Below are 26,654 nucleotides of genomic sequence, written 5' to 3'. Positions count from 1 at the left end.
GACACACCGACAGAAGGTACATTCACATGATGGCGAAAAAACTGACAGCCGGCGCAGCCCTCGTTCTCACCGTCTTCGCATTGTCGTCTTGCGGCAATACAATCCGTGGCGTTGGCCAGGACACCGCCAATACGGTCAATGCCACCCAGTCTGCCGCAAGCAACGTCGACGCCGCAGCCGCCAACTGATCTTAACGGGCGCTCGCCCCGGCGCCCGAACGGATAGAGCCTTCATTCGTCAGGAGATGAGCATGACGCTCACAAGTATCGCAAAGGCCAGTGCCATCTATATGCTGGCGGCCATCCTGATTGCAGGCGGGCAGGTCGCGGTCGAAAGATTCGCACCGGCCCGCCATGCAGGTCTCATTACAGAAGCCGGCCTCTAAGGCCGGCTTTCGTCGTCACTGGCCAAGGCTCAGGCGCGGGCGCCCATGCTGTTGTGCTTGCGGCTGATGAATTCCTTGGCCGTTTCGACCGCCACGGCCGCATCGCGACAATAGGCATCCGCGCCAACGGCCTTGCCGAATTCCTCGTTGAGCGGCGCACCGCCCACGAGCACGACGTAATCGTCACGTATGCCCTTTTCCTTCATCGTGTCGATGACGACCTTCATGTAGGGCATGGTGGTGGTCAAAAGTGCGGACATGCCGAGGATATCGGGCTTTTCCCGTTCCAGCGCTTCCAGATAGTTTTCGACCGGATTGTTGATGCCGAGGTCGATGACGTCGAAGCCAGCGCCTTCCATCATCATGCCGACAAGGTTCTTGCCGATGTCGTGAATGTCGCCCTTGACGGTGCCGATGACCATTTTGCCCTGCTTCGGTGCGCCGGTTGCGGCAAGAAGCGGACGCAGAATCGTCATGCCGGCCTTCATGGCATTGGCGGAGAGCAGCACTTCCGGCACGAACAGGATGCCATCGCGGAAGTCGATGCCGACGATGCGCATGCCTTCGACCAGAGCCTGGGTCAGAATATCATAGGGCACCCAGCCGCGATCCAGCAGGATGCGCGTCGCTTCCTCGATCTCCTCCTTCAGGCCGTCATAGAGGTCGTCATGCATCTGCTGCACGAGCTCTTCGTCGGAGAGTTCGGAAAGAATGATGTCGTCGTCGGCCATGATGGTGCTTCCCGCTTGGATTTCAACACGATTCCAATCGCGCCGGGCAAGAGACTGCCTGATTGAAAGTTAAACCTCAAGTTCGTGAAAAACTCTTTTCGAAAGCGACGCGGCGACCCTGAAAAGCGACGGGGACAGACAAGACTGTTCGGAGACGATGTCTGTGAGACACAAGCCGTTGGCGCATAAAGGATGGTTTCACAAGCGGATTGGAATAGCATATTGGGGGAGAGAAGCAGCGTGGACGAGCGCTCGAGCGAGGAAACAGACATGGATGAGATCATCGAAGAACCGGGTGCCGGCCGTCGTTCGCGCGGCGAAGGACGAGGGGCTGCGGCCCGCAGGGCATCGCGCAGCGGCGGTGGCGCCGGCCCGGCGATGCCTTACATAACCCGCAAGATCCAGACTTACGAAGTGCTGGACGAAGAAGGCCTGCAGCTGATCGAGCGCAATGCCGACATCGTGCTTGAGGAAATCGGCATCGAGTTTCGCGAAGACGCAGAAGCGCTGGAGCTCTGGAAAGAAGCCGGCGCGGACGTGAAGGGCGAACGGGTGCATTTCCCGAAGGGGCTCTGCCGCGAACTTTTGAAGACAGCGCCTTCGGAATTTACCTGGCACGCACGCAATCCGGAACGCAGCGTCAGAATCGGCGGCAATGCGACCGTGTTTGCGCCTGTTTACGGCTCGCCCTTCGTGCGCGACCTCGAGGGGAACCGTCGCTATGCGACGCTGGAGGATTTCCGCAATTTCGTGAAGCTCGCCTATATGGCGCCGTCGATCCATTCGTCTGGCGGTACCGTCTGCGAGCCGGTGGACATTCCGGTCAACAAGCGCCATTTCGACATGGTCTACAGCCATATCAAATATTCCGACAAGCCGTTCATGGGCTCGGTCACGGCGCCGGAGCGGGCGGAAGATTCGGTTGCCATGGCCAAGCTCGTCTTCGGCGACGACTTCGTCGAAAACAACTGCGTCATGCTGAACCTGATCAACGCCAACTCGCCGATGGTCTTCGACGAGACCATGCTCGGCGCTGCCAAGGTCTATGCGCGGCACAATCAGGCCTCGGTGATTTCGCCCTTCATCCTGTCGGGTGCGATGAGCCCGGTGACCGTCGCCGGTACGCTGACGCAGATCCTGGCGGAAGTTCTGGCGGGTGCTTCCTTCACTCAGCTCATCCGCAAGGGCGCGCCGGTTCTGTTCGGCACGTTTGCCGCTTCGATCTCGATGCAGTCGGGTGCGCCGACCTTCGGCACGCCGGAGCCGGCGCTCGTCTCTTATGGTGCGGCCCAGCTGGCGCGGCGCATGGGTCTGCCGTTCCGTACGGGTGGTTCGCTCTGTGCGTCCAAGGTTCCGGATGCGCAGGCGGCCCACGAGAGCGCCAATACGCTCAACATGACGCTGCTTGCCGGTGCCAACTTCGTGCTGCATGCGGCCGGCTGGCTTGAGGGTGGTCTTGCCGCCTGCTACGAAAAGTTCATGATCGACCAGGATCAGCTCGGCATGATGCAGAAGATGGCGCAGGGCGTTGATTTGACTGAAAGCGGCCAGGCGATGGACGCGATCCGGGAAGTCGGTCCCGGGGCGCATTATCTCGGTTGCGCCCATACGCAGGCAAACTTCCAGACGGCCTTCTATCGCTCGGCACTCGCCGACAACAACTCGTTCGAGCAGTGGGAAATCGAGGGCCGCAAGCGCATTGAGGACCGGGCCAACGCGCTTTGCCGCTCGTGGCTGGACTCTTACGAGGCCCCGCCGCTTGATCCGGCGATCGACGAAGCGCTGCTCGCCTATATCGCAAGCCGCAAGAACTCCATGGCAGACGCCTTCTCCTGAAAGGGTCCCGTTGCCAGGGAGCAAGGCGGAGGAAACCGGGTGGCAGACATGATCCAGGAAGAGGTCTGGCGCCCACATTACAAATTCGAGGGGCCGCGATGAGCGGCCCTTCTGCCGTTTTGGACAGGCTCGATGGGCTGCTTGCAGCCCAGGGACTTCTGCGGCGGGGCGTGGTGCTATTCGATGATGGCGATGCAGCGCCGGCATTTGCCGATGGACGGCGGGCGGCAGCTGTCGTGCTGGTCGGCGTGACGGGGCAGGCCATGTGGCCCGTGTTTTCGGCCTGGCGGGAAGCGGCTCCTGATCGCGGCGGATCGGACCCACTCGATCGCTGGTCCGAGGTTGTTCTTGATGACATCGCCGCCCAGTTTCGCGCACTTGCGCTTTATCCGTCGCGGGCGCCTTACCAACCGTTTCAGTCCTGGGCGATGCGGGCGGAGGGGCTGAAGGCGTCGCCGCTTGGAGTTTTGATCCATCCGGTGCTTGGCTTGTGGCACAGTTATCGTGGGGCGCTCGCCTTTGCCGAATGGGATGACGGGCGTGCGGATGAGGGCGATGGCCGCTTGGCGGGTCCGCATCCCTGTGACGCTTGTTCGGAGCAACCGTGTCTCTCAGCCTGTCCCGCATCTGCCGTCAGCCTTGATCGGTTCGATGTAACAGGGTGCCGGTCCTATCTCGCAAGCGATCTAGGGCAGGCGAGCTGTATGACGGGCGGCTGCCGGGCGCGGGATGCCTGTCCTGTTGGCGTTGCTTACCGGTATCCGCAGGCGCAGGTTAGCTTTCATCTGCAGGCTTTGCGATTGCCGTCATCCTAAGCACAAAGTCTGCCCTGCAATTGCCGGGAATCGGCATCAAGCAGGGGATGTGACAAAGGTATGGATGGTGCACCTCTTCTCGCGAAAGCTCTTGCCATTCTTGGCGCTTTTCCTCGCCGGACCCGCAGCGCTCTCGGCCGCACAGGCGGCGGAGGGAAGCTGTGCGGATATTCAGGATCAGGCAGGACTGTACACCGCTTGCCGGTTCGATCCGTCTGATGTCGATATCCGTCTGCATCTGGCCGATCCCGAGGGGCGCATCTATGGGGGCTTCGATCCACTCAGGCGGCAGCTCTGGGCGGAGCGGCGGTTGCTTCTGTTCGCGATGAATGCCGGGATGTATCATGACGACCGATCGCCGGTCGGGCTGTTCCTCGACAACCAGCGCGTGGTGAAACCACTGATCACCGGGGGCGGCTGGGGCAATTTTCATCTGCTGCCGAATGGCGTCTTCCTGATGAAGGATGGGCGGGCTGAGGTGATGGAAACGCTGGCCTATCAGAAGAGCGGGGTGACACCGGATTTCGCCACGCAGTCAGGGCCGATGCTGGTGATTGACGGAAAACTGCATCCGCGGTTTCTCGCGGACAGCGACAGCCTGAAGATCCGCAACGGTGTGGGCGTCGATGCGCAGGGCCGGGTGCATATGGTGATTTCGAAGGTGCCGGTGCGATTCTACGACTTCGCCACCTTGTTTCGCGATCGGCTCGGCTGCCGCAATGCGCTTTATCTCGACGGATCGATTTCGAGCGCCTTCATCGCGGATCAGAACCGCGATGACCGGCTGTTTCCGATGGGGCCGATCCTGTCGGTCAGCATGCCTATCCCGCAGTGAGGATCAGACGGCGGCCTTCGGATAGGCGCGCTCAAGGCCGCCGGAGCGGGTGAGGCCGGCGCGGAAGGCGGCGAAGGCTGGATGCTGGCTGGATTTGGCGGTTTCGGTCAGGCGGATCTGCAGGCGGGCAGGGGCATTCAGGCCAATCCACTCGCCGGCCTTTTCGAGCTTCAGCGAATTGAGGAAACGGGCTTCGGCGGCGCGTTCCAGATAGAGATGCAGGCCTTCGATCGTCAATTCGTCTTGGGCCGGGTTTTCGAAGAGCAGTTTCACGAAGTCCTGGTCGGTTGCCTGCAAGCTTGCGAGCTTTTCGGCAACAGTTTCGCGGGTGATGGCGGCGGACATGAAGGCACTCCTCGGTTTGCGCAGGCTTGGCACTGGTGACTAACGGATGCGGCAATGATCACCGCATCCATTAGGGTCAGCTACAGCATGGCAAGATTGCCCGAGGCTGGTTGGTCTTATTCCGCCTTGCCTCTCGATGACCGGCGAGGCAGCTTCAAGTCCCTCAACGTTCAGCCGCGGCGGCGGTTGCGGCGGCCGCTGTCCTGGGCGCTCGATTCGGTCGCCGTCTTGTTGCGAAGCGGGCCGATGCGGTCGACGATGGTCTCGATCGTCGGGCGAGGGCCGGGGGTATAATCGTCCAGTGCTGCGCGCATGGCGGCGAGATGGCCGCAGGAGGTGCCGCAGCAGCCGCCGATGATCTTGGCGCCGGCGTCGCGGGCGAGGCGGGCGTAATCGGCCATCAGGGGTGGCGTGCCGGAATAGAAGATCTCAGAGCCGCGGAATTCCGGAATGCCGCAATTGCCCTTGACGATGACGGTGGCGTCGGGATCGGCCTCGGTCATGTCGAGCAGGCTTGCGAGAATGTCCGAGGCGCCGACGCCGCAATTGGCGCCGACGGCAAGCGGACCTGTCCCGATGTCGGTCGCGACTCCGTGGATATTTTTCGGGTCGAGGCCCATCATAGTCTTGCCGGCGGTATCGAAGGAGCCGGTGAAGGTGTAGGGCAGGCCGACCTTGACGGCAGCTTCGGCCGCAGCCCGGATCTCGTCGGGCGAGGACATGGTTTCGATCCAGGCGACATCGACGCCCCCGGCTTTCAGGCCTTCCATCTGCTCGACGAAGGCGGCGACCGCCTCGTCATAGCTCATGGCGCCAAGCGGGATCAGCAGTTCGCCGGTCGGGCCGACGGAGCCGGCGACGATGACCTTGCGGGATGCCTTGTCGGCGACCCCGCGGGCGATTTCAGCGGCCTTCCTGTTGAGTTCGAAGACGCGGTCTTGGGCATTGTGCAGCTTCAGCCGGTGGCGCGTGCCGCCGAAGGAATTGGTGAGGATAATGTCGGCACCGGCATCGACAAAGTCCTGGTGCAGCTTGACGATCTTGTGCGGCTCGGCCTCGTTCCACAGTTCCGGCGCTTCGCCGGCCTCAAGCCCTTGCGCAAACAGATTTGTGCCGGTCGCGCCATCGGCGAGCAGCACGCCCTTTTCGGCCAGGAGTTCGGAAAGCGGATTGGACGCGGTTGCCATGGTGGATCCTCTGATGATTTCCTCAATCATATAAAGAAGTCTTTATGTGATTTCAATTGCGGTTTTCCAGGCGACGGCAAAAAGCGAAACGGCCCCGCCGAGGGCGAGGCCGTAGCATCTTGATCGGGCCTTCTATTACTCGGCGGCGATCTGGTTGTCTTCGTGGCTTTTGGGCGTGACCATGGCGCCGATGATCTGTTGCAGATCGACATGACCGACGGGCTGGCCTGCTTCATCAATGACATTGGCGCTGGTCTGGCGCGCTTCGGTCATCATCCGGGCCGCTGTTTCCAGAACCATGTCGCTCGGCAGCTGCAGGCCTTCGCCAGCCATCGTCGAGGGCGACATGATGGTGCCGAGCATGATGACGCGACCGCGGTTCACTTCCTTGACGAAGGCCGAGATGTAGTCGTCTGCCGGCTGCAGGACGATATCCTGGCCAGAACCCTGCTGGATGACCTGGCCATCGCGCAGGATGGCGATCTTGTCGCCGAGGCGGAGCGCTTCGTCGAGATCGTGGGTGATGAAGACGACAGTCTTCTTCAATTCCTGCTGCAGGTCGAGGAGCACGGTCTGCATGTCGACGCGGATCAGCGGGTCAAGCGCCGAATAGGCTTCGTCCATCAGCAGGATATCGGCATCGTTGGAGAGTGCCCGGGCCAAGCCCACGCGCTGCTGCATGCCGCCCGAGAGCTGGTTGGGGTAGTGGCTTTCGAAGCCGGCGAGGCCGACCCGATCGATCCAGCGGCGGCCGATTTCCTCGCTCTGTGCCCTGGGCATGCCCTGAATGTCGAGGCCGTAGACGGTGTTTTCGAGCACCGTGCGATGGGGCAGGAGGGCGAATTTCTGGAACACCATCGCCGTCTTGTGGCGGCGGAATTCGCGCAGTTCCAGCTGGTTCATCTGACAGACATCGACGCCGTCATAGAGGACTTCGCCCGATGTCGGCTCGATCAGCCGGTTGATATGGCGGATCAGCGTCGACTTGCCCGAGCCTGACAGCCCCATGACGACGGTGATGCCTCCGGCGGGCATGGAGATGTTGATGTCCTTGAGCCCCAGCACGTGACCGTGCTTCTCGTTCAACTCCGATTTCGAGACGCCGGCCTTAACCGCTTCGATATGGGCGCCGCCATTGGGGCCGAAGATCTTGTAAAGGTTCTTGATTTCAATGCCGTGACTAGCCATGGACAACCTCCGTGTGGCGCTGAAGGCGCTTGCCATATGCCTGGCTGGTGCGGTCGAAGATGATGGCGATCGCGACGAGCGCGAAGCCGTTGAGGAAACCGATCGTCAGGAACTGGTTCGAGATGGCCTGAAGCACGTTCTTGCCGAGACCGCCGACGCCGATCATCGAGGCGACGACGACCATGGCAAGCGACATCATGATGGTCTGGTTGATGCCGGCCATGACGGTCGGAAGTGCCAGCGGGATCTGCACGTTCATCAGCTTCTGGCCGGGCGACGAGCCGAAGGCGTCTGCGGCTTCCAGCACTTCACGATCGACGAGGCGGATGCCGAGATTGGTGAGGCGGATCATCGGCGGCACGGCATAGATGACGACGGCGATGACCCCCGGGACCTTGCCGATGCCGAAGATCATCACGACCGGGATCAGGTAGACGAAGCTCGGCAGCGTCTGCATGACGTCGAGAATAGGATTGACGACCGATTGCGCACGGTCGGAGCGCGCCATCAGGATGCCGATCGGGATGCCGATGACGATGGCAAGAAGGGTGGAGACGGTGACGATCGCCAGCGTGATCATCGTGTCCTCCCACAGCCCGACTAGGCCGATGAAGAGCATGCCGATCACGGTGACGCCGACGATGCGCATATTGCGGCTGGCGAGATAAACCACCGCGACCATGACCGCGAGGATGATGAACCACGGGGTGTTGACGAAGAGTGACTCCAGCCCGTTCAGAAAGTGCTGCAGGGGCGTCGTCAGCGCGTCGATGACGTTGCCGTAGGCGCGCACAAAGCTTTTGAAGCTGTCATCGACGGTCTTGCGCACGCCACGCATGAGCGTCTGGTCGATCGCCGGAAACTTGCACAGCAGTTCCGGCAGATAATTGCATAAAGTCGAAGCCATTTTTGTCCCCTTATCGACCCTTGCTCGTTGAAAACACCCGGGGGTGCGGCGAGGGCGTTCGCGGCGTTGCATCTGTCGCCTCGGTCCGCATCACGAACGACAGGCTAACCGAGTTCCCTTTGGGAATTCATGCCATCTGCGACGTCGGGAGCTTTCGAATGGCGCAATGCGGCACGCCGCTTCGTGAAAATTGCGGCGGGTGATACACCCGCCGCATTCAGTCGATAGACCATGAGGTCAGAGGGCAGCCTTGACCTTTTCGGCAACTTCCGGAGCAACCCAAGTGGTCCACATTTCCGGGTAGGTTTCGAGGAAGTGCTTGGCGCCGTCTTCGTTGGTGCCCTGGTTTTCTTCCATCCAGGCGAGAACCTTGCCGACGGTCGCGTTGTCCCACTTGCGGGTCTTCACGTAGTCCATGGCAACGCCGGCCTTTTCGGCAAAGCCCTTGGTGACGACGGTGTAGACGTCAGAAACCGGATAGGCATTGACCTTCGGATCCGGGCAATCCGGAACCGCGGTGCAGGCATCCCAGTTGGCCTTGTCATGGTCTACGCCGAAGGAGAGCTTGACCATCTCGTACTTGCCGAGGATGGCGGTCGGAGCCCAGTAATAGCCGAGCCAGCCCTTCTTGTTTTCAAAAGCGTTGGCGATCGAGCCATCGAGGCCAGCAGCCGAACCGGTGTCGACCAGATCGAAGCCCTTATCCTTGGCGCCGAGCGCGCGGTAGAGGTTGGCAGTGGAAACCTGGCAGTTCCAGCCCGACGGGCAGTTGGTCACAGCGCCCTTGGACGGGTCTTCCGGAGCCGGGAAGAGTTCCGGATGCTTGAGGGCATCTTCGACCGTCTTGATATCAGGATGTTCGTCAGCGATGAACTTCGGAATCCACCAGCCTTCGACACCGCCGTCGGAGAGGAGCGGAGCGGCCTGGATCAGGCGGCCTTCGGCGATAGCCTGGTCAAGCGCGGTGCGCACGGCATTGACCCAGAATTCCGGAGCGATGTCGGGCTGGCCCTTTTCGTTCATCGACGCAAAGGTCGGCATGGTGTCACCGGTGACGACGGTCACGGTGCAGCCATAGCCGCTTTCCAGGATGATCTTGTCGACATAGGCAGCGACGCCGGCCGAGGCCCAGTTCATTTCGGCGATCGATACATCACCGCATTCGGCAGCCTGGGCGGACCCAGCGGCTGCGTAAATGCCTGCGGCGAAAAGCGTGGCAGCGAGGAGCTTCTTCATGGAGTTAAGACCTCCCAGTCTTATCTAGCAGCGTTCATCGGGACGGGCGGCGACGGCTACTGCTGACCGCTCCGCCAATGGTTTTCCATCAGGGAATGCCCGGTCCGATCGCGTCTGGCCGGCCGCTGCACTCCTCGCGTTCGGATCTTGTCTTTGGGAGCGCGAGCCCCAGCCGATCTCGTATCGCCCGGTTAGCCTACGTCTTTGATTTCAGAAATCAACCTCCCGACATGCGGTGCGGCCGGTGGCGGCGGCGCGGCAAAGCATTGCAGCGACTTAATATGCCGCATTTCGGGCGGTGTCGGAGGTAATAACGCACAAGAGTGAGGCAGCCGGACCGGCTGGAGCGACAAGGGTCTGTCGCCGCGTTTCCAGTTGAGACGTCGGCTGTCTCAACTGCGGCGCAAATGCAGGTTCGACACCGCTTGGGGCGCCGCTGAAAAAAATTCTAAAAAAGTGAATGGATGGTGCCGCGATAACGATCCGGTAACGCCTATAGCGATAGATGGACGTGCCGTTGATCTATTCAGCGGTTGCGCCCCGGATCCTGTATTGCGTCCCGGGGCGTTTGTTTTTCTGGCATCCAGTTTTGGATCCAGATGATGCCCAAGCGGCACAAGCGTCTTCAGACGAAAGATCAGGCCTTCTTCAGACCGAGCGGCTTGCGCGGATCACGAATTTCCCAACGGGCGACCGGGGCTGCCGATGGAGCGCGCCCGTTCCAGGCGATGGCGAGGCTATTGCGGTTGTGCAGGATGTAGAGCATGGGTGTTTCCTTGAAAGTGCCGCGCTCTCTTCCGGAGCGCCGGTCTTGATGTCGCAGATAATCCTTCCGTCGTGATTGCGCCAGATCACAAACCGCCATCGGTTGTCGCAATTTGACGATTGCGAGCGGGATCGACGCGACAGGCTGTCGCAGTGTCGTATCTGCGGCTGCCTTCATGGCGGAAGCGCGGCAAATGCAGCGAAAACAGGGCAACGGGTTTGCGACGCAGACAGGACAGGACGGCATGACGAAAGCGATAATGCTGCAGGGAACGGGCTCGGATGTCGGAAAGACGATATTGGTCGCCGGTCTCTGCCGGCTCGCCTCAAACCGGGGCCTTGATGTCGCGCCGTTCAAGCCGCAGAACATGTCGAACAATGCCGCCGTCTCCGATGATGGGGGAGAGATTGGCCGGGCGCAGTGGTTGCAGGCGCTGGCCGCGCGCATTCCGACCAGCGTGCATATGAATCCGGTTCTGTTGAAGCCCCAGACCGAGACGGGCAGCCAGATCATCGTGCAGGGCAAGGTCTTCGGCCAGGCAAAGGGGCGCGATTACCAGCGGCTGAAGCCGCAATTGATGGCGGCCGTGCTGGATAGCTTTCGCCAAGTGTCAGAGGGCCGGGACCTTGTGATTGTCGAGGGTGCGGGTTCGCCGGCTGAGATCAATCTCAGGGCCGGCGACATCGCAAACATGGGATTTGCGACGCGGGCCGACGTTCCGGTCGTACTGGTCGGCGACATCGACCGGGGCGGGGTGATCGCTTCCTTGGTCGGCACGCATACGATTCTGCCGGATGAGGACCGGCGGCAAATCACTGGCTATATCATCAACAAGTTTCGCGGCGACGTGACGCTGTTTGACGAGGGCATCTCGGCAATCGGCGGCTTTACCGGCTGGCCCTGTTTCGGCGTGGTGCCCTGGCTGAAGGCGGCGAGCCGTCTGCCGGCGGAAGATTCTGTCGTCTTGGAGCGGTTGGCGCGGGGCGGGGGCGGAGCGCTCAAGATCGCCGTTCCCGTGCTGTCGCGGATTGCCAATTTCGACGATCTCGATCCGCTGAGGCTGGAGCCGGAGGTCGATCTTGTCTTCGTGCGCGGCGGGGATGCTCTGCCTGCCGATGCGGGGCTGGTCATTCTGCCGGGTTCGAAATCGACCATCGGTGATCTCGCAGAATTCAGGGCGAATGGCTGGGACCGTGATCTGGCAGGGCATGTGAAGCGGGGCGGGCGGGTGATCGGGATCTGTGGCGGCTATCAGATGCTGGGGCGCACGGTTGCCGATCCCTTGGGTCTGGAAGGGGCTCCCGTCACGGTCGAGGGGCTGGGCCTGCTTGACGTCGATACGGTCATGGCGGCGGAAAAAACCGTGCGCAACAGCCGGGCGCATTCGCTCGATTACGACGTGCCGCTTAACGGTTATGAGATCCATCTCGGGGTGACCGAAGGGGCCGACAGGACGCGGGCGCCGGTTGCGATTGACGGACGGCCGGATGGCGCTGCCTCGGGAGACGGGCGCGTCTCCGGCACCTATCTGCACGGGCTGTTTTCAAGCGATGTCTATCGCCAATGCCTTCTGGAAAGTTTCGGTATTCGCGGCGGCGGAACGGACTATCAGGCGATCGTCGATGCGGCGCTCGACGATGTCGCAGCCGAGCTCGAGACACATCTGTCGAAAGACTGGCTGAGTGGGCTGCTCGGCTAACGCCTGCCGCGCGCCCGGGCGCGCGTCAGAGCGTCAGGACTCTTGTGCGGCGTCCATGGGCGAGGCCATCAGCTCGCCGCCGCCCATAGAATTGTTGGCATATTTGAACGCCAGAATGCTGAGCACCGAAGCGACCAGCAGGACGAAGATCATTCTCATTGTTTTGTGCTCCTGCCTGTCGTTCGACAACGTAATTGCGGCGAAAGCAGTTCCGGTTTGGCAAATAACGGGGCTTTGTTCCCCTAGTAATACTGCCGCTGTTGCACATCTGCAACGTAGTGATTCTGAGGTATGGGGTTCAGCGCAGAGCAATCTCACTCGGGGAGGCCGTCAACCGGCCGACGCCGATGGTATGGTCCAAGAACTTGATTGCCAGAATGCTGAATACGGCGGCAATCATCACCACGATCATCATACACATTTGGGACCCCACTGTTCCTATCGGGACCGATTTCTAGCATGGCGGCAGTTGGATCTCGGCTAAACCGATCGGTCGCTTTTTATCGATGGGGCAAAATTTGCACGTTTAGAATCGGAGATTCGACCCGAGCGAAAACGGCCAAGATTTCGGTGTGGACACTGCGGAAAGTGGTGAGAGCGCAGGGATTCGAACCCTGGACCTACTGATTAAAAGTCAGTTGCTCTACCGGCTGAGCTACGCTCTCCCAGGCGGCTTGGCGCCGCCTTCAGAAGTGCGCGGAACATAGGCAGGTGACCCCACCGGGTCAACCGCAAAAATGCACCCTCCCGGGCAAAAATCTGCGTTATTGTCACAGGCTACACAAAGGTGATTGGCAAGCCAGGGTTCGCGGGATTACGTAAGGCCCGATCCGAGCCGCAGGAGCATTTGGTGTCGATTGCCGAAATATCCTTCTTGAGCGCCCTTTTTGCCGGCGCCTTGTCCTTTCTGTCGCCCTGTGTCCTGCCGCTGGTGCCGCCTTACCTCTGCTATATGGCCGGGATCTCGGTGGACCAGTTTCGTAGCGGTGCAGAGGCCGAAAACGCCGCCGCTCGGAGGACCGTTTTTCTCACTTCGCTCGTTTTCACCCTCGGATTCGCGACCGTCTTCGTGGCGCTGGGTGCCGGTGCCTCGACGATCGGCGGCATGCTGCGCCAGCACATGGACCTCTTGTCGAAAATCGGCGGCGTTATCATCATCATCATGGGTCTGAACTTCCTCGGCGTGTTCCGGCTCGGGCTTCTGTCTTCGGAATATCGCTTCAATGGTGGCGGCAAGCCGGCGACTTTGTCCGGCGCCTATGTGATGGGCCTCGCCTTCGCCTTCGGCTGGACGCCTTGCATCGGGCCGGTGCTCGGCGCCATCCTCGGGGTTGCGGCGTCGAAGGAAACTGTCGGTGATGGCGCGCTTCTGCTCGCGATCTATTCGCTGGGGCTCGCCGTGCCCTTCTGGATCGCCGCCGGTTTCTCCGGCGCCTTCATGCGCTTTCTCGTGCGTTTCAGGCGCCATCTCGGCCTGGTTGAAAAAGTCATGGGCGGCCTGCTTGTCGTGACCGGGCTCGCCTTCATTTTCGGCTATGTCTCTGACATGGCGATCTGGTTCCAGCAAACCTTTCCAATCCTGTCGCAAATCGGCTAAGCCGGACGGGCGCGCGGGGCGCCCAGAAGGAGAGAGCCGATGGCAGACATCGTCGCGCTGGTATTGCCGTTCTTCGGCCTGATCCTAATCGGCTATGTCTCGGGCCGACTTGGCGATCACTCCGCCCAGGCCCTCGGCTGGCTGAACTTCTTCGTCATCTACGTCACCCTGCCGGCTCTGTTCTTCAAGCTCGTCTCGCGCACCCCGATCGAGCAGCTCACCCGCATCGATTTCATAGCCGCCTGCCTCGCAGCCACCTACACGATCTTCGTCCTGGTCTTTGTCATCGGCCGCTATATCAGAGGTAACAATATCGCCGAATCGACCGTGCAGTCGCTCGCCGGGGCTTACGGAAATATCGGCTATATGGGGCCGGGCCTTGCTCTTCTCGCCTTCGGCGAAAAGGCGGCCGTCCCCGTCGCGCTTGTCTTCTGCTTCGAAAATGCCGCACATTTCATCGCGGCCCCCGCGCTGATGGCTTTTGCTGGCGGCGATGAAAGACCGCCGGCGCAAATGGCTCTGGACGTCGCGCGCAAGATCCTGACGCATCCCTTCATCATTGCGACGCTGATCGGTTTTCTCGCGGCCGCCTTCGCCTTTGAGCCACCGCTCGCCCTTCAGCGGCTGATCGATTATCTGGCCCAGGCCGCCGCCCCATGTGCGCTCTTTGCCATGGGCGTCACGCTTGCATTGCGACCGCTGAAGCGAATCCCGGCCGAGATCGGCTACATCGTGCCGATCAAACTCGTCCTCCACCCGCTCCTGGTCTACCTGGTCCTGAGTGCGGTCGGCAATTTCGATCCGCTCTGGGTGCAGACGGCGATCCTGCTCGCCGCTCTTCCGACCGCGACGAATGTCTTCGTCATAGGCCAGCAATACGGCGTTTGGCAGGAGAGGGCATCCGCCACCATCCTGATCACCACCGTCATTTCCGTCTTTTCGGTCTCGGCTCTGCTCTTCGCCATCAAAGGCGGCATGTTACCGCCGGATCTTTTCCCGTAGCATTGTCGGCAGGCTCCTCAGACCACGGCCTGGTGCCACACCCTCCTGCATCACGAGATTGCGCAGGGGCGCAACGGTCGCCAGCACCTGCAGGCCTGCGGCGCGCAGCATCTGCACCGGCAGCAGCGACGACAGCAGCGAACGGTTCAGAAGATCGACACTGGCGGTACGGCTCGCAATATCGAGGCGCCGCCGCGCATGGAAGCGGTCCCCGACGCTGGCCGCGATCGGAGCAGACTGCCTGTCGACAAGCAGGTCTTCAAGCGCAGCAATGTCGCGTAGGCTGAGGTTGAGACCCTGGGCGCCGATCGGCGGAAAGGCATGGCCGGCTTCGCCGATAAAGGCAGCGCGTCCCTTGCCGTAGTGGTTAGCCGTCATTCCGGAGAGCGGCCAGGCCTGTACGCCGTCCTCGACCGTCACCTTGCCGAGCATCGACTGCATGCGGGTCTCGACCTCGCCGGAAAGGGCAGCGGTGTCCAGTCCCAGAAGACGCTCAGCCTCCTTCGGCGTCACCACCCAAACGAGGCTGGAGCGCTGGCCGGGCAGGGGAACCTGCGTGAAAGGGCCGGATTCGGTGTGGAACTCGGTTGAAATGTTTTGATGCGGCAGGATATGGCCGAAATTGAGGACCACCGCCGTTTGCGGATAGGACCACGTCTTGACCCCGACGCCGGCACTCTCACGGGTCGCCGACCGCCGTCCATCCCCACCGATGACGAAATCGGCGTTGATTTCCTCATCCCCTGAGAGAGCGATCCGGACCTCCCGGTCGTCGATGGTGATGGTTTCGGCTGTCTGGTCGAAGCGGGAGATCAACGGCTCCCGTTCGACGGCCTCGGCAAGCGTCGACAGCAGCGCAGCATTCGGGATGTTGTATCCGAAGGCAGGCAGGTCGATCTCGGCGCTTCGGAAGGCTACGGTCGGCGCCCGAAGCAGACGCTTCGTGCCATCGATGATCTGCATCGTCTGGAGTGCCGCTGCTTGCGGCTTCAACTCGTCCCAAAGGCCGAGACGTTCCATCATATCGAGCGACTGATGCATCAGCGCCGTCGTCCGGCGGTCCGAACCATCAGGCCGTGGTCCGACCAGCGCGACCCGTCGACCGCCACGCGCCATGGCGATGGCGGCAATCTGCCCGGCCGGTCCGGCGCCCACGACGACAATGTCGAATCTCTGCTGCATCAGTTTCATTCCTGTCTTGTCTTGAACTCTATGTATGCCGGCCCTCCGCTGAAATCCATGGGCCGAAATGGCGCAGTCAGGCTGCCGCTCTGTCGGTCGAAAACCGGGCATAGCCGCCAAGCGTGGTTGCAAATGATGCCAATTCGGTCGATACCGGGGATCGCCAAAGGACGGTGGACGTGGAGCCGGCATGAAGATCTTCAACTACAAGCGCGTGCCTTATGCCGAAATCCGGGCCTTCTCGGTGCATATACTGACGGCCTCTGGCTCCTTTCTCGCCTTTCTCGGCGTCGTTGCCGCTGGCGAGCGCCGGTTCGTCGATATGTTCTGGTGGCTGGGTCTGGCGCTGCTCGTCGACGGCATTGACGGCCCGATCGCCCGCAAGGTGCGTGTCAAGGAAGTCCTACCCAACTGGTCGGGCGATACGCTCGACAACATCATCGATTATGTCACTTATGTCCTTCTACCAGCCTTCGCGCTCTACCAGAGCGGCATGATCGGGGAGCCCTGGTCCTTCGTCGCCGCCGGTCTTATCGTCGTTTCGAGCGCAATCTATTATGCCGACATGGGCATGAAGACGGACGAATACTTCTTCTCCGGCTTCCCCGTCGTCTGGAACATGGTGATCTTCACGCTTTTCGTCATCGATGCGAGCGCCACGACGGCTCTCATCGTCGTGCTGCTCTCCGTCTTTCTCACCTTCCTGCCGATCCACTTCCTGCATCCCGTGCGCGTCAAGCGGCTGCGCACGCTCAATCTCACGGTCTTCTTCCTCTGGTGCGCCTTTGCCGGTTATGCGCTCCTCCTGCATTTCCAGACGCCGACCTGGGTCGTCGCAGGCACGATCGTCACCGGTGCTTATCTCTATGTTATAGGCGGCGTCCTCCAGCTTTTCCCGCAGCTTGGACGTGTCCGCTGAGGCGGCGCTGCAGAAGCTTGCGCAAAACCAAAAAAAACTTCTGCCTATATATTGTGCGCTGCCGCAAACCGGTTATGAATTGAGCGACGGACCAGGCGCCAAGACCTGGCCGGAAGCCTGCGAAAGCGAGGGGACCTGTGTCGCATCAAATGCCCGAGGGGCAAGAACCGCTCTTGTCCGTAACCGGCCTGACGAAGTTGTTCGGCAGCTTCAAGGCCTGCGACGGCATTGATCTTACGATCGGCCATGGCGAAATTCACGCGCTTCTCGGCGAAAACGGCGCCGGCAAGTCAACGCTGGTCAAGATGCTCTTCGGCATCCTCGCGCCCTCGGCCGGCGAGATCTCCTGGCTCGGACGCGAAACGGTCATCCCCAATCCCGCCGCTGCCCGCCGTCTCGGCATCGGCATGGTCTTCCAGCATTTTTCCCTGTTCGAAGCGTTGACGGTTGCCGAAAATATCGCCCTGTCGCTGGACGAGAAGATCTCGATTTCTGATCTGTCGAAAAAGGCAGCTGAACTCTCCGTCGCCTACGGCCTGCCGCTCGATCCCAACGCCCATGTCGCCGATCTCTCGGTCGGCGAACGCCAGCGGATCGAGATCGTGCGGGCCCTCCTGCAGAACCCGAAGCTGATCATCCTCGACGAGCCGACGTCGGTTCTGACGCCGCAGGAAGCCGACAAGCTTTTCGAGACGCTGTTCAAGCTGAAAGCCGAGGGCCGTTCCGTCCTCTATATCAGCCACCGCCTTGAGGAGGTGCAGCGCATCTGTGACCGGGCAACGGTGCTCCGGCACGGAAGGGTCACCGGCGCCTGTGATCCGCGCCAGGAAACGCCGGCATCGCTCGCCCGCATGATGGTCGGTGCGGAAGTCGCGGGGGTCGAGAAGGTCGAGCCGCCGGCGGACGGCGAGATCCAACTGCAGGTGACGGGTCTCTCGGTCACGCCGCGTACGCCATTCGCCATGCCGCTGAAGAATGTCTCGGTGACCGTTCGCGCAGGCGAAGTTCTGGCGATCGCCGGTGTCGCCGGTAATGGCCAAAGTGAACTGTTCGACGCCTTGTCGGGCGAATATCCGGTGCGTGACGCCGACGCCATCCGCCTACGCGGCCGGTCTGTCGGCCGGCTTGGAATCAACGAGCGGCGTCTGCTCGGTGCGGGATTTGTCCCCGAAGAACGCCATGGCCATGCCGCCGTGCCCGCCATGAGCCTGTCGGAAAATCTCTTTCTGTCGCGAAACGCCTCCGATCGATCGGCATATCTTTCGGGCGGCAAGCTCGGCCTGATCCGCCATGGCCTCGTGCAGCAGGCCGCGCGCCGGATCTCTGAAATGATGGACGTACGCAAGAGTGGCGAAGACCCGGCTGCAGGCTCTCTCTCCGGCGGTAATCTGCAAAAATTCATCGTCGGCCGTGAACTCGACCGGCAGCCTTCCGTCCTCGTCGTCAACCAGCCGACCTGGGGCGTCGATGCCGGCGCTGCCAGCCGGATCCGGCAGGCGCTGGTCGATCTGGCAAAGAGCGGTTCGGCCGTCATCGTGATCAGCCAGGACCTCGACGAGATATTCGAAGTGGCAACCACCATTGCGGCCATCTCCGAAGGTCGCCTGTCCGACGCCTATCCGGCAGCCACCATGACACGCGAGCGCATCGGCATCCTGATGGGGGGCGTGCACGGTCCAGAAACGATCCCGTCGACTGCAGCGGAGAGCGCCCATGCGCATTGAACTTGAGCGGCGCGCGCGCCAGTCAGCCGTTTTCGCATTCGTGTCGCCACTGCTCGCTCTGGCGCTCACCGTGCTCTTCGGCGGCATCATGTTCGCGCTTTTGGGCAAGGACCCGGTTTCGGCTCTCTACAGCTTCTTCATTGAGCCGCTGCTTGAGGTCTGGTCGCTGCATGAACTGGCGATCAAGGCAGCGCCGCTGATCCTGATCGGCGTCGGTCTCTCGGTCTGCTATCGCTCCAACAATTGGAATATCGGCGCCGAAGGCCAGTTCACCGTCGGTGCGATCGTCGGCTCGATCGTACCGATCACCTTCTATGACTGGCATTCGCCGCTGCTGCTGCCGATCATGATGGTCATGGGCGCGATCGGTGGCGCCGCCTATGCCGCCATTCCGGCTCTGCTCAAGACCCGCTTCAACACCAATGAGATCCTGACCAGCCTGATGCTAGTCTATATCGCCCAGCTCTTCCTCGACTGGTTGACACGCGGCATCTGGAAGGATCCTGCCGGTTACAACTTCCCGCAGTCGCGCTCCTTCGTAACGGAAGCGGTTCTGCCGGAAGTTCTTGCCTCCGGCCGCGCCCATTATGGCATCGTCTTTGCCATCCTAGCCGCCATCGGCGTCTGGTTCATGATGCGCTACACGCTCAAGGGCTTTCAGGTAAACGTGCTCGGCCAGTCGGAACGGGCAGGGCGTTTTGCCGGCTTTTCCGGTCGCAAGATGGTGTGGTTTTCGATGATGTTTTCCGGCGCACTGGCCGGTCTTGCCGGGATCGCCGAGGTCTCCGGGTCGATCGGCCACCTACAGCCGGCGATTTCGCCCGGCTACGGTTTCACCGCGATCATCGTTGCCTTCCTCGGCCGCCTCAATCCGCTTGGTATTATCGCCTCCGGCTTTGTTCTGGCGCTGACCTATCTCGGTGGTGAAGGAGCGCAGTTGTCGATCGGTGTGTCCGACAAGGTAACCCGCGTTTTCCAGGGCCTGCTGCTGTTCTTCGTGCTCTCCTGCGATACGCTCATCCTCTACAAGGTGCGCATCGTTTTCGATCGCGTCCGCTCTGCATCTGCGAAGGCCGCGTCATGATCTTCGAAGCCATTTTGCTGACAGTCATCACCGCCTCCACGCCGCTGGTCATCGCTGCGATCGGTGAACTGGTGACCGAGCGTGCCGGCGTGCTCAATCTCGGTGTCGAGGGCATGATGATCGTCGGCGCCGTCTGCGCCTTCATCGCGACGAAGACGACGGGTTCACCCTATGTCGGCGTCCTCGCCGGTATCATCTCTGGTGCTGCCTTCTCGCTGCTCTTCGGTTTCCTGACGCTCACGCTGGTCGCCAATCAGGTGGCCACAGGTCTGGCGCTCACCATTCTCGGCCTCGGCGTGTCGGGCATGGTCGGCGAAAGCGTCGTCGGCCAGCCGGGCATCAAGATGCAGCCCATCGCCATTCCGCTCCTGTCGGACATCCCGGTGCTCGGCACCATTCTCTTCCGTCAGGACATCTTCTTTTACCTGTCGATTGCCCTCATCATCGGCGTCAACTGGTTCCTGTTCAAAAGCCGCACCGGTTTGAAGCTCCGCGCCATCGGCGACAGCCATGGCTCGGCCCATACACTCGGTCTGCCGGTCATCCGCACGCGTTATCTCGCCGTCATGTTCGGCGGCGCCTGTGCGGGCCTGGCCGGCGCGCAGCTGTCGCTCGTTTACACGCCGCAATGGGTCGAGAACATGTCTGCCGGCCGTGGCTGGATCGCACTGGCGCTCGTCGTCTTCGCCGCATGGCGCCCCTGGCGGGTGCTGGCCGGCGGTTATCTCTTCGGTGCCGTCACCATCGGGCAGTTGCACGCCCAGGCACTCGGCATCGGTCTTCCTTCGCAGTTTATGTCGGCACTGCCGTATGCGGCCACCATTGTCGTGCTGATCATAATCTCCCATAATCGCCGCACAACGCTGATCAACACGCCGGCCTCACTCGGCAAGCCGTTCGTGCCGGATCGGTAAAACACTTTTATTTCAACCAGACAGGGGTACACCATGAAGAACTTCCTCTTCGCGCTCGCTGCATCCGCAGCCGCCATCGTCGGCGTTGCGGCGCCCGCCGCAGCACAGGACAAGACCAAGATCTGCTTCGTCTATGTCGGCTCGAAGACCGACGGCGGCTGGACGCAGGCCCACGAACTCGGTCGCACGACCCTGCAGGAGCATTTTGGCGACAAGATCGAAACGCCATACCTCGAAAACGTTCCGGAAGGTCCGGATGCCGAGCGCGCCATCGAGCGCATGGCCCGTTCGGGTTGCGCCGTTGTCTTCACGACCTCCTTCGGCTTCATGGACGCCACCCTGAAGGTCGCCGAGAAGTTCCCGGATGTGAAGTTTGAACACGCCACCGGCTACAAGACCCTGCCGAATGTCGCGACCTATAACTCGCGCTTCTATGAAGGCCGATTCATCAACGGCCAGATCGCCGGCAAGATGTCGAAGAAGGGTGTCGCAGGCTACATCGCCTCCTTCCCGATCCCGGAAGTCGTCGCTGGTATCAACGCCTTCCTGCATGGCGCCCGTACGGTCAATCCTGAATTCAAGCTCAAGGTCATCTGGGTCAACACCTGGTTCGACCCCGGCAAGGAAGCTGACGCTGCCAAGGCTCTGATCGACCAGGGCGTCGACGTTCTGACCCAGCACACCGACACGACGGCTCCGATGCAGGTTGCCGAAGAGCGCGGCATCAAGGCCTTCGGCCAGGCTTCCGACATGATCTCTGCCGGCCCGACCGCGCAGCTGAGCTCGATCGTCGACACCTGGGGCGCCTATTACATCAAGCGCACCCAGGCGATCCTCGACGGCACCTGGACATCGCAGCAGACCTTCGACGGTCTGAAGGACGGCATCCTCACCATGGCGCCCTACACCAACATGCCTGATGACGTGAAGGCGATGGCGATGGACACCGAAGCCAAGATCAAGTCGGGCGAGTTGAAGCCCTTCAGCGGCCCGATCAACAAGCAGGACGGCACGCCCTGGCTCAAGGAAGGTGAAACCTCCGACGACGGCACCATTCTCGGCATGAATTTCTACATTGAAGGCGTCGACGACAAGCTGCCGCAGTAATCTGAAGAATTACAATGCGAGTTGAAAGGGCGCTTCGACGCCCTTTCTTTTTTCCTGTTTCAAAAAACCGTAAATTACGCATACCAAACTCTTCACCAGCGTCCGACCTTCGTATAACAAGCCGCACGACACGCGTTGGAGACAAGTCGGTATGCGAAAGGACGAAGTTCGGGATCTGGCGGCCGTCCTGCCGCTCAAGACGAGTCACTCGAAGGTCGTCGAGCAACTCGGCCTCGCGATTGTTGCCGGCACACTGGCAGTCGGCGAGACGCTACCGGGCGACATCGAGCTGGAAAAGCAATTCGATGTCTCTCGCTCGGTTCTGCGGGAAGCGATGAAAACCCTGGCCGCCAAGGGACTGGTGGTGGCGAAATCCCGTATCGGCACCCGGGTGACCGACAAATGCCACTGGAACCTGCTCGATGAATGTGTCTTGCGCTGGCATTTTCGCGCGGGCGTCACGGCCGAGTTTCTCAATCACCTCTATGATCTTCGCCTCGTCCTTGAGCCTGCGGCGGCAGCATTCGCTGCCGACCGTGCTTCTCCGGACGATTGTGAACAATTGCGCAGCTATGCCATGGCTCTTGGTGCGCCTGACCTGACCTTCCGCGAGCAGGTCGAAGCGGACCTGAAATTTCATGTCCTCCTCTGCCTCGTTGGCGCCAATCCCTTCATGGAGAGCATGGTCGGTTTCATCAAGACCTCGCTCGACGGGGCCTTCACCCTTGCGCTCAGCCAATATGTCCGCCAGTCGGACAAGGGCATCACCCAGTCCCATCTGGCAGTGGTCGAGGCGATCGAACGCAAGGACGGCAACGCCGCTGGGGACGCCATGCGGCACCTGATCCAGATGGGTCGCCGAAGCGCGATCGCTGCCCTCAATGCGCCGCCTGCGCAAGGCTGACGCTGCACTCTTTCGGCTTGCGGGCATGAGGTACGGACGCTACTGAATTGGCGCCATTCAACTTGCCGGAGTAAGCCATGAGCCGCAGATGCCTCGCCGTCGTTCTCGCTGCAGGCGACAGCACCCGTATGAAGTCGTCGATGTCCAAGGTGCTGCATCCGGTTGCTGGACGCCCGATGATTGCGCATGTCATGGCCTCGATCGGCGCATCCGGCGTGTCCGATGTGGTCATGGTGCTTGGACGTGATGCCGAAAAGGTCGCAGCAGCAGGCACGCTCCCCGGAATGGCCGTAGAAAGTGTCCTGCAAACCGAGCGGCTCGGCACAGGCCATGCGGTGCTCACAGCACGTGAAGCAATCTCGCGCGGCTATGACGAAATTCTGGTGGCTTACGGCGACGTCCCGCTGATCACACCCGCACCGTTGAAGGCGGCACGTGAGGCCTTGGCTTCCGGCGCGGATGTCGTGGTGATCGGTTTCCATACGGCAAATCCGACCGGTTACGGTCGTCTCCTGGTCGAGAACGGCGAACTGGTCGCCATCCGCGAGGAAAAAGACGCGACCGAGGCCGAACGGGCTGTAACCTGGTGCAACAGTGGCCTGATGGCAATCAATGGCAAGAAGGCCCTCGATTACCTCCAGCAGATTGGCAATGCCAATGCCAAGGGTGAGTATTACTTGACCGATGTCGTCGAGATCGCACGGGCGGCCGGCGGCAAGGTCGTCGCGGTCGATGCGCCGGAAAGCGAGCTCACCGGCTGCAACAACCGCGCCGAACTCGCCGTCTTGGAGCGCATCTGGCAGGAGCGCCGCCGCCACGAATTGATGGTCTCCGGTGTCACGATGATTGCGCCGGAAACGGTTTTCCTAAGCCACGATACGGTCATCGGTCAGGACGCCCTGATCGAGCCGAATGTCGTCTTCGGCCCCGGCGTTACCGTCGAGGGCGGCGCCGTGATCCATGCATTTTCGCACCTGGAAGGTGCCCATGTCGCAGCCCGCGCGACAGTCGGACCCTTTGCCCGCCTGCGCCCAGGTGCCAATCTGGCCGAAGGCTCCAAGGTCGGTAATTTCTGCGAAGTGAAGAAGGCCGAGATCGGCCGCGGTGCCAAGGTGAACCATCTGACCTATATCGGTGACGCGACGGTCGGTGCCGACACCAATATCGGCGCGGGCACGATCACCTGCAACTATGACGGCGTCAACAAACACGAGACGATCATCGGGGCAGGGGCCTTCATCGGATCGAATTCGTCGCTCGTCGCACCGGTCACCATCGGCGATGGCGCCCTGATCGCGTCTGGAAGTGTCATTACCGAAGACGTGCCCGCCGACGCGCTGGCCTTTGGTCGTGCGCGTCAGGAGCTCAAGCAAGGTCGAGCGAAAACCATCCGCGAGCGTAATCTTGCGATCAAGGCGGCAAAGAAAAGCGCCAAGTAAAACAACGTTACCTAACCTCACGTCTCGTTATGCTGCGTTGCATTACGAGACGAAATGCAATTTGACCGGTGGCCTGATTGCCTATTGCGGCAAAACCGCTAGGAAAAAATCCGTAATGAATACGGAACGGAGATTTTCATGTGCGGCATCGTCGGGATCGTCGGTAACAAGCCAGTAGCGGAGCGTCTTGTCGACGCGTTGAAGCGGCTGGAATATCGCGGTTACGATTCGGCTGGGGTCGCGACGATCCATGACGGCAAGCTTGATCGCCGTCGCGCCGAGGGCAAGCTGTTCAATCTGGAGACCAAGCTCGCTGCCGAACCGCTTGCCGGCAATATCGGCATCGCCCATACCCGCTGGGCAACCCACGGCGTTCCCAATGAGACCAATGCTCATCCGCATTTCGTCGATGGCGTAGCAGTTGTTCACAACGGCATTATCGAGAATTTTTCCGAGATCAAGGACGAACTGCTGGCCGAGGGCGCCAGCTTCACGACGCAGACCGACACCGAAGTCGTCGCCCAACTTCTGGCGAAGTACCGGCGCGAAGGCCTTGGTCGGCGCGAGGCGATGCACAAAATGCTCCGCCACGTGACAGGGGCCTATGCGCTGGCCGTCATCTTCAGCGACGATCCCTCGACGATCATGGCGGCGCGGTCTGGCCCGCCGCTCGCGATCGGCTATGGCGACGGCGAGATGTTCTTAGGCTCCGACGCGATCGCGCTCTCGCCCTTCACCAACCGCATTGCCTACCTGCATGACGGCGATTGGGCCGTCATTGGCAAGCAGGGCGCCCATATCTTCGATCTCGACGGCAACCCCGTCGACCGACCCGTGCAGATTTCCTCGGCCAGCGCCTACATGATCGACAAGGGCAACCATCGTCACTTCATGGAAAAGGAGATCTACGAACAGCCGGAGGTGATCTCTCACGCGCTGTCCCATTACGTCGATCTCGCCGAACACATCGTCCGCCCGAGCGAAGGCGGTATCGATTTCGCCTCGTTGAGCGGCCTTGCGATCTCCGCGTGCGGCACGGCGTATCTCGCCGGCCTCGTGGGCAAATACTGGTTCGAACGTTATGCTCGCCTGCCGGTCGAGATCGATGTCGCATCGGAGTTCCGCTACCGCGAAATGCCGCTGCGGCCAGATCAGGCTGCCTTGTTCATCTCCCAGTCGGGGGAGACAGCCGACACGCTCGCTTCGTTGCGCTACTGCCACGACAACGGCCTGAAGATCGGTGCCGTGGTCAATGTCAAGGAATCGACCATCGCCCGGGAATCGGATGCCGTCTTCCCGATTCTTGCAGGACCTGAGATCGGCGTCGCCTCGACCAAGGCCTTCACCTGCCAGCTCGCGGTTCTCGCCTCGCTTGCCATCGCTGCCGGCCGGGCCCGTGGGACGTTGACCGAGACGGAAGAAAAGCAACTGGTCAAGAGCCTGTCCGAGATGCCGCGCATCATGAGCCAGGTGCTGAATGCCGTACAGCCGCAAATCGAGGCCATGTCACGCGACCTGTCAAAATACAAGGACGTGCTCTATCTCGGCCGCGGCACGAGCTATCCGCTCGCCATGGAAGGCGCGCTGAAGCTCAAGGAAATCTCCTACATTCACGCTGAAGGTTATGCGGCGGGCGAGTTGAAGCACGGCCCGATCGCCCTGATCGACGAGAACATGCCGGTGATCGTCATCGCGCCTTTCGATCGCTTCTTCGAAAAGACCGTGTCGAACATGCAGGAAGTCGCAGCCCGCGGCGGCAAGATCATCTTCATCACCGACGACAAGGGGGCTGCAGCCTCCAAGCTCGAGACCATGGCGACGATCGTGTTGCCTGTCGTGGCCGAGATCGTCTCGCCTATGGTCTACTCGATCCCGATCCAGCTGCTCGCCTATCACACGGCCGTCTTCATGGGCACCGACGTGGACCAGCCGCGCAATCTGGCGAAATCGGTCACAGTCGAGTGACCACCGAAACCGGGAGCCCGCGGGCTGCGGGCGTTCCCGCTGTCCGTGGTCTGCCATCCCAGATCTAGCTATTGCGTGACCCATCAGGCTCGGGCATGGTCGCGCACATCGACGCATTCCCGCATTGCACAATGACGGTCTCATGAGCGACATCAAGGACAGGATCTCGGTGGCCACCCGCCTCAGGAACAATTTCCTGACGGGATTGATCATCTGCGCGCCGATGGCGATCACCATCTATCTGACCTGGACCTTCATCCACTGGGCCGATAGCTGGGTAAAGCCCTATATCCCGGATCGCTACAACCCGGAATCCTATCTGAAATTCGCTGTTCCCGGCACCGGGCTGCTGATCGCGCTTCTGTTCATCACACTCGTGGGTTTCCTCGGCCGCAACCTCATCGGCCGGTCGATCGTCGGCTACAGCGAAAACATCCTCAACCGCATGCCGCTGGTGCGCACCGTCTACAAGAGCACCAAGCAGATCTTCGAGACGGTGCTGAAAGAGCAGGGCACCTCCTTCAAGAAGGTCGGCCTGATCGAGTTTCCCCGTGCCGGCACCTGGGCACTGGTCTTCATCTCCTCCGACGCAAAGGGTGAGATCGCCGTCAAGCTGAACCAGAATGGCGAGGAGATGGTCGCCGTCTTCTTGGCGCCCACCCCGGTTCCGACGGCTGGTTTCCTCATGTTCGTCCCGCGCAGCAAGCTGATGCTGCTCGACATGACGCCGGAGGAGGGCGTGAAGCTCCTGATCTCGGCGGGTCTGGTGACGCCGGACTACAAACCCGCCGAGCAGGCTGCCGTCATGCAGGCCTTGGCCAAGCAGGCCGTTGCCGAACCGGCCACTCCCGAGGACCGTGTCGCTCGGCGCCAGTAGTCCTCTAGGC

At 61.2% G+C, this 26,654-nt stretch carries 27 protein-coding genes and 1 tRNA gene; 17 read left to right on the top strand and 11 right to left on the bottom strand.

All coding sequences use genetic code 11. The features are described from left to right. The first annotated feature begins 26 nt into the window (after window positions 1–26). Together ASE36_RS19620 and ASE36_RS23195 are read left to right on the top strand one after the other, a co-directional pair. Window positions 27–188 carry an entericidin gene (locus ASE36_RS19620; RefSeq protein WP_062284368.1) on the top strand — a complete coding sequence of 54 codons (162 nt, stop codon included), beginning with the start codon at window positions 27–29 and terminating at the stop codon, window positions 186–188. A 62-nt stretch (window positions 189–250) separates the two neighbouring features. Next, window positions 251–385 carry a hypothetical protein gene (locus ASE36_RS23195; RefSeq protein WP_274533389.1) on the top strand — a complete coding sequence of 45 codons (135 nt, stop codon included), beginning with the start codon at window positions 251–253 and terminating at the stop codon, window positions 383–385. A 29-nt stretch (window positions 386–414) separates the two neighbouring features. Here ASE36_RS23195 and ASE36_RS19615 read toward each other — a convergent pair whose 3' ends face one another. Further along, window positions 415–1,116, bottom strand: coding sequence for a corrinoid protein (locus tag ASE36_RS19615; RefSeq protein ID WP_062284371.1), 702 nt, complete (start codon window positions 1,114–1,116; stop codon window positions 415–417). A gap of 270 nt (window positions 1,117–1,386) precedes the next feature. Between ASE36_RS19615 and ASE36_RS19610 the strand changes: the two genes are divergently transcribed. The 3 genes from ASE36_RS19610 (at window position 1,387) to ASE36_RS19600 (ending at window position 4,602) form a co-directional block, all read left to right on the top strand. Then, window positions 1,387–2,952 carry a trimethylamine methyltransferase family protein gene (locus ASE36_RS19610; protein WP_062284374.1) on the top strand — a complete coding sequence of 522 codons (1,566 nt, stop codon included), beginning with the start codon at window positions 1,387–1,389 and terminating at the stop codon, window positions 2,950–2,952. 98 nt (window positions 2,953–3,050) lie between these two features. Then, window positions 3,051–3,767 carry a 4Fe-4S dicluster domain-containing protein gene (locus tag ASE36_RS19605; RefSeq protein ID WP_062284376.1) on the top strand — a complete coding sequence of 239 codons (717 nt, stop codon included), beginning with the start codon at window positions 3,051–3,053 and terminating at the stop codon, window positions 3,765–3,767. 64 nt (window positions 3,768–3,831) lie between these two features. Beyond that, the gene (locus ASE36_RS19600; RefSeq protein ID WP_156378733.1) at window positions 3,832–4,602 is read left to right on the top strand and encodes a phosphodiester glycosidase family protein; all 771 of its coding nucleotides are present in this window, start codon (window positions 3,832–3,834) and stop codon (window positions 4,600–4,602) included. 3 nt (window positions 4,603–4,605) lie between these two features. Here ASE36_RS19600 and ASE36_RS19595 read toward each other — a convergent pair whose 3' ends face one another. From ASE36_RS19595 to ASE36_RS23190, 6 genes are all read right to left on the bottom strand, one after another. After that, window positions 4,606–4,947 carry a hypothetical protein gene (locus ASE36_RS19595; protein ID WP_062284378.1) on the bottom strand — a complete coding sequence of 114 codons (342 nt, stop codon included), beginning with the start codon at window positions 4,945–4,947 and terminating at the stop codon, window positions 4,606–4,608. A 170-nt stretch (window positions 4,948–5,117) separates the two neighbouring features. After that, window positions 5,118–6,134 carry a betaine--homocysteine S-methyltransferase gene (gene bmt / locus ASE36_RS19590; RefSeq protein ID WP_062284529.1) on the bottom strand — a complete coding sequence of 339 codons (1,017 nt, stop codon included), beginning with the start codon at window positions 6,132–6,134 and terminating at the stop codon, window positions 5,118–5,120. A gap of 135 nt (window positions 6,135–6,269) precedes the next feature. Further along, complete coding sequence (locus tag ASE36_RS19585) at window positions 6,270–7,322, bottom strand: quaternary amine ABC transporter ATP-binding protein (protein ID WP_062284381.1); 1,053 nt, start codon at window positions 7,320–7,322, stop codon at window positions 6,270–6,272. Continuing rightward, window positions 7,315–8,229, bottom strand: a complete 915-nt coding sequence (locus tag ASE36_RS19580; RefSeq protein ID WP_062284384.1) for an ABC transporter permease — start codon at window positions 8,227–8,229, stop codon at window positions 7,315–7,317. The genes ASE36_RS19585 and ASE36_RS19580 overlap by 8 nt, the downstream gene beginning before the upstream one ends. Before the next feature lie 237 nt (window positions 8,230–8,466). Beyond that, complete coding sequence (locus tag ASE36_RS19575) at window positions 8,467–9,465, bottom strand: ABC transporter substrate-binding protein (protein WP_062284387.1); 999 nt, start codon at window positions 9,463–9,465, stop codon at window positions 8,467–8,469. A 637-nt stretch (window positions 9,466–10,102) separates the two neighbouring features. Continuing rightward, on the bottom strand, window positions 10,103–10,231 hold the full coding sequence (locus tag ASE36_RS23190) for a hypothetical protein (RefSeq protein WP_274533388.1): 129 nt from the start codon (window positions 10,229–10,231) through the stop codon (window positions 10,103–10,105). Window positions 10,232–10,475: 244 nt separating this feature from the next. On the opposite strand from ASE36_RS23190, the gene ASE36_RS19570 reads away from it, so the two are divergent. Then, window positions 10,476–11,930, top strand: coding sequence for a cobyric acid synthase (locus ASE36_RS19570; protein WP_062284531.1), 1,455 nt, complete (start codon window positions 10,476–10,478; stop codon window positions 11,928–11,930). 33 nt (window positions 11,931–11,963) lie between these two features. Here ASE36_RS19570 and ASE36_RS23185 read toward each other — a convergent pair whose 3' ends face one another. The 3 genes from ASE36_RS23185 to ASE36_RS19565 form a co-directional block, all read right to left on the bottom strand. After that, window positions 11,964–12,089, bottom strand: a complete 126-nt coding sequence (locus ASE36_RS23185; protein ID WP_274533387.1) for a hypothetical protein — start codon at window positions 12,087–12,089, stop codon at window positions 11,964–11,966. Between the two features lie 139 nt (window positions 12,090–12,228). Further along, window positions 12,229–12,351: a hypothetical protein gene (locus ASE36_RS23180; RefSeq protein ID WP_274533386.1), complete on the bottom strand. Its 123-nt coding sequence runs from the start codon at window positions 12,349–12,351 to the stop codon at window positions 12,229–12,231. Window positions 12,352–12,519: 168 nt separating this feature from the next. Beyond that, window positions 12,520–12,595, bottom strand: a tRNA-Lys gene (locus ASE36_RS19565). Between the two features lie 185 nt (window positions 12,596–12,780). On the opposite strand from ASE36_RS19565, the gene ASE36_RS19560 reads away from it, so the two are divergent. Both ASE36_RS19560 and ASE36_RS19555 read left to right on the top strand, forming a co-directional pair. Beyond that, entirely contained in the window at window positions 12,781–13,527 is a 747-nt protein-coding gene (locus ASE36_RS19560) for a cytochrome c biogenesis CcdA family protein (protein ID WP_062284389.1), read from the top strand. Between the two features lie 39 nt (window positions 13,528–13,566). Beyond that, window positions 13,567–14,529, top strand: coding sequence for an AEC family transporter (locus tag ASE36_RS19555; protein ID WP_062284391.1), 963 nt, complete (start codon window positions 13,567–13,569; stop codon window positions 14,527–14,529). On the opposite strand, the gene ASE36_RS19550 is transcribed toward ASE36_RS19555, so the two are convergent. Then, on the bottom strand, window positions 14,506–15,711 hold the full coding sequence (locus ASE36_RS19550) for a UbiH/UbiF family hydroxylase (protein ID WP_062284534.1): 1,206 nt from the start codon (window positions 15,709–15,711) through the stop codon (window positions 14,506–14,508). The two genes, ASE36_RS19555 and ASE36_RS19550, sit on opposite strands and share 24 nt — an antisense overlap. A gap of 190 nt (window positions 15,712–15,901) precedes the next feature. Here ASE36_RS19550 and pcsA point away from each other — a divergent pair, with 190 nt between their 5' ends. The 9 genes from pcsA to ASE36_RS19505 all read left to right on the top strand — a co-directional run bounded on the left by pcsA (window position 15,902) and on the right by ASE36_RS19505 (window position 26,644). After that, a complete protein-coding gene (gene pcsA, locus ASE36_RS19545) occupies window positions 15,902–16,630 on the top strand; it encodes a phosphatidylcholine synthase (RefSeq protein ID WP_062284394.1) in 729 nt (242 codons plus the stop codon). Between the two features lie 149 nt (window positions 16,631–16,779). Then, complete coding sequence (locus ASE36_RS19540) at window positions 16,780–18,354, top strand: ABC transporter ATP-binding protein (RefSeq protein WP_062284397.1); 1,575 nt, start codon at window positions 16,780–16,782, stop codon at window positions 18,352–18,354. Next, complete coding sequence (locus tag ASE36_RS19535; RefSeq protein ID WP_062284399.1) at window positions 18,344–19,438, top strand: ABC transporter permease; 1,095 nt, start codon at window positions 18,344–18,346, stop codon at window positions 19,436–19,438. Before ASE36_RS19540 ends, ASE36_RS19535 begins: the two co-directional genes overlap by 11 nt. Beyond that, window positions 19,435–20,352 (top strand): ABC transporter permease, encoded by a 918-nt coding sequence (locus tag ASE36_RS19530; RefSeq protein WP_062284402.1) that lies wholly within the window; start codon window positions 19,435–19,437, stop codon window positions 20,350–20,352. Before ASE36_RS19535 ends, ASE36_RS19530 begins: the two co-directional genes overlap by 4 nt. Window positions 20,353–20,385: 33 nt before the next feature. After that, window positions 20,386–21,459: a BMP family ABC transporter substrate-binding protein gene (locus tag ASE36_RS19525; RefSeq protein ID WP_062284404.1), complete on the top strand. Its 1,074-nt coding sequence runs from the start codon at window positions 20,386–20,388 to the stop codon at window positions 21,457–21,459. Window positions 21,460–21,610: 151 nt separating this feature from the next. Next, on the top strand, window positions 21,611–22,363 hold the full coding sequence (locus ASE36_RS19520) for a FadR/GntR family transcriptional regulator (RefSeq protein WP_062284407.1): 753 nt from the start codon (window positions 21,611–21,613) through the stop codon (window positions 22,361–22,363). Between the two features lie 77 nt (window positions 22,364–22,440). Further along, window positions 22,441–23,802: a bifunctional UDP-N-acetylglucosamine diphosphorylase/glucosamine-1-phosphate N-acetyltransferase GlmU gene (gene glmU / locus ASE36_RS19515; protein WP_062284410.1), complete on the top strand. Its 1,362-nt coding sequence runs from the start codon at window positions 22,441–22,443 to the stop codon at window positions 23,800–23,802. A 138-nt stretch (window positions 23,803–23,940) separates the two neighbouring features. Beyond that, on the top strand, window positions 23,941–25,767 hold the full coding sequence (gene glmS, locus ASE36_RS19510; RefSeq protein WP_062284413.1) for a glutamine--fructose-6-phosphate transaminase (isomerizing): 1,827 nt from the start codon (window positions 23,941–23,943) through the stop codon (window positions 25,765–25,767). A 142-nt stretch (window positions 25,768–25,909) separates the two neighbouring features. Continuing rightward, window positions 25,910–26,644 carry a DUF502 domain-containing protein gene (locus tag ASE36_RS19505; RefSeq protein ID WP_062284415.1) on the top strand — a complete coding sequence of 245 codons (735 nt, stop codon included), beginning with the start codon at window positions 25,910–25,912 and terminating at the stop codon, window positions 26,642–26,644. Window positions 26,645–26,654 lie beyond the last annotated feature (10 nt).

It is taken from the genome of Rhizobium sp. Root274, assembly GCF_001429245.1.
Lineage (GTDB): Bacteria > Pseudomonadota > Alphaproteobacteria > Rhizobiales > Rhizobiaceae > Allorhizobium.
The sequence above is the reverse complement of the archived record's forward strand: the minus strand, read 5'-3'. Positions and strand labels throughout refer to the sequence as shown.

Excerpts from the sequence above, each read along its gene's own strand:
- ASE36_RS19530 (WP_062284402.1), top strand. The coding sequence starts at position 19,435 with ATGATCTTCGAAGCCATTTTGCTGACAGTCATCACCGCCTCCACGCCG.
- ASE36_RS23190 (WP_274533388.1), bottom strand. The coding sequence starts at position 10,231 with ATGCTCTACATCCTGCACAACCGCAATAGCCTCGCCATCGCCTGGAAC.
- ASE36_RS23195 (WP_274533389.1), top strand. The coding sequence starts at position 251 with ATGACGCTCACAAGTATCGCAAAGGCCAGTGCCATCTATATGCTGGCG.
- pcsA (WP_062284394.1), top strand. The coding sequence starts at position 15,902 with ATGAAGATCTTCAACTACAAGCGCGTGCCTTATGCCGAAATCCGGGCC.
- ASE36_RS23185 (WP_274533387.1), bottom strand. The coding sequence starts at position 12,089 with ATGAGAATGATCTTCGTCCTGCTGGTCGCTTCGGTGCTCAGCATTCTG.
- ASE36_RS19555 (WP_062284391.1), top strand. The coding sequence starts at position 13,567 with ATGGCAGACATCGTCGCGCTGGTATTGCCGTTCTTCGGCCTGATCCTA.
- ASE36_RS19620 (WP_062284368.1), top strand. The coding sequence starts at position 27 with ATGATGGCGAAAAAACTGACAGCCGGCGCAGCCCTCGTTCTCACCGTC.
- glmU (WP_062284410.1), top strand. The coding sequence starts at position 22,441 with ATGAGCCGCAGATGCCTCGCCGTCGTTCTCGCTGCAGGCGACAGCACC.
- glmS (WP_062284413.1), top strand. The coding sequence starts at position 23,941 with ATGTGCGGCATCGTCGGGATCGTCGGTAACAAGCCAGTAGCGGAGCGT.
- ASE36_RS19605 (WP_062284376.1), top strand. The coding sequence starts at position 3,051 with ATGAGCGGCCCTTCTGCCGTTTTGGACAGGCTCGATGGGCTGCTTGCA.
- ASE36_RS19595 (WP_062284378.1), bottom strand. The coding sequence starts at position 4,947 with ATGTCCGCCGCCATCACCCGCGAAACTGTTGCCGAAAAGCTCGCAAGC.
- ASE36_RS19505 (WP_062284415.1), top strand. The coding sequence starts at position 25,910 with ATGAGCGACATCAAGGACAGGATCTCGGTGGCCACCCGCCTCAGGAAC.
- ASE36_RS19575 (WP_062284387.1), bottom strand. The coding sequence starts at position 9,465 with ATGAAGAAGCTCCTCGCTGCCACGCTTTTCGCCGCAGGCATTTACGCA.
- ASE36_RS19610 (WP_062284374.1), top strand. The coding sequence starts at position 1,387 with ATGGATGAGATCATCGAAGAACCGGGTGCCGGCCGTCGTTCGCGCGGC.
- ASE36_RS19600 (WP_156378733.1), top strand. The coding sequence starts at position 3,832 with ATGGTGCACCTCTTCTCGCGAAAGCTCTTGCCATTCTTGGCGCTTTTC.
- ASE36_RS19585 (WP_062284381.1), bottom strand. The coding sequence starts at position 7,322 with ATGGCTAGTCACGGCATTGAAATCAAGAACCTTTACAAGATCTTCGGC.
- ASE36_RS19580 (WP_062284384.1), bottom strand. The coding sequence starts at position 8,229 with ATGGCTTCGACTTTATGCAATTATCTGCCGGAACTGCTGTGCAAGTTT.
- ASE36_RS19535 (WP_062284399.1), top strand. The coding sequence starts at position 18,344 with ATGCGCATTGAACTTGAGCGGCGCGCGCGCCAGTCAGCCGTTTTCGCA.
- ASE36_RS19550 (WP_062284534.1), bottom strand. The coding sequence starts at position 15,711 with ATGCAGCAGAGATTCGACATTGTCGTCGTGGGCGCCGGACCGGCCGGG.
- ASE36_RS23180 (WP_274533386.1), bottom strand. The coding sequence starts at position 12,351 with ATGTGTATGATGATCGTGGTGATGATTGCCGCCGTATTCAGCATTCTG.
- ASE36_RS19540 (WP_062284397.1), top strand. The coding sequence starts at position 16,780 with ATGCCCGAGGGGCAAGAACCGCTCTTGTCCGTAACCGGCCTGACGAAG.
- bmt (WP_062284529.1), bottom strand. The coding sequence starts at position 6,134 with ATGGCAACCGCGTCCAATCCGCTTTCCGAACTCCTGGCCGAAAAGGGC.
- ASE36_RS19570 (WP_062284531.1), top strand. The coding sequence starts at position 10,476 with ATGACGAAAGCGATAATGCTGCAGGGAACGGGCTCGGATGTCGGAAAG.
- ASE36_RS19525 (WP_062284404.1), top strand. The coding sequence starts at position 20,386 with ATGAAGAACTTCCTCTTCGCGCTCGCTGCATCCGCAGCCGCCATCGTC.
- ASE36_RS19615 (WP_062284371.1), bottom strand. The coding sequence starts at position 1,116 with ATGGCCGACGACGACATCATTCTTTCCGAACTCTCCGACGAAGAGCTC.
- ASE36_RS19520 (WP_062284407.1), top strand. The coding sequence starts at position 21,611 with ATGCGAAAGGACGAAGTTCGGGATCTGGCGGCCGTCCTGCCGCTCAAG.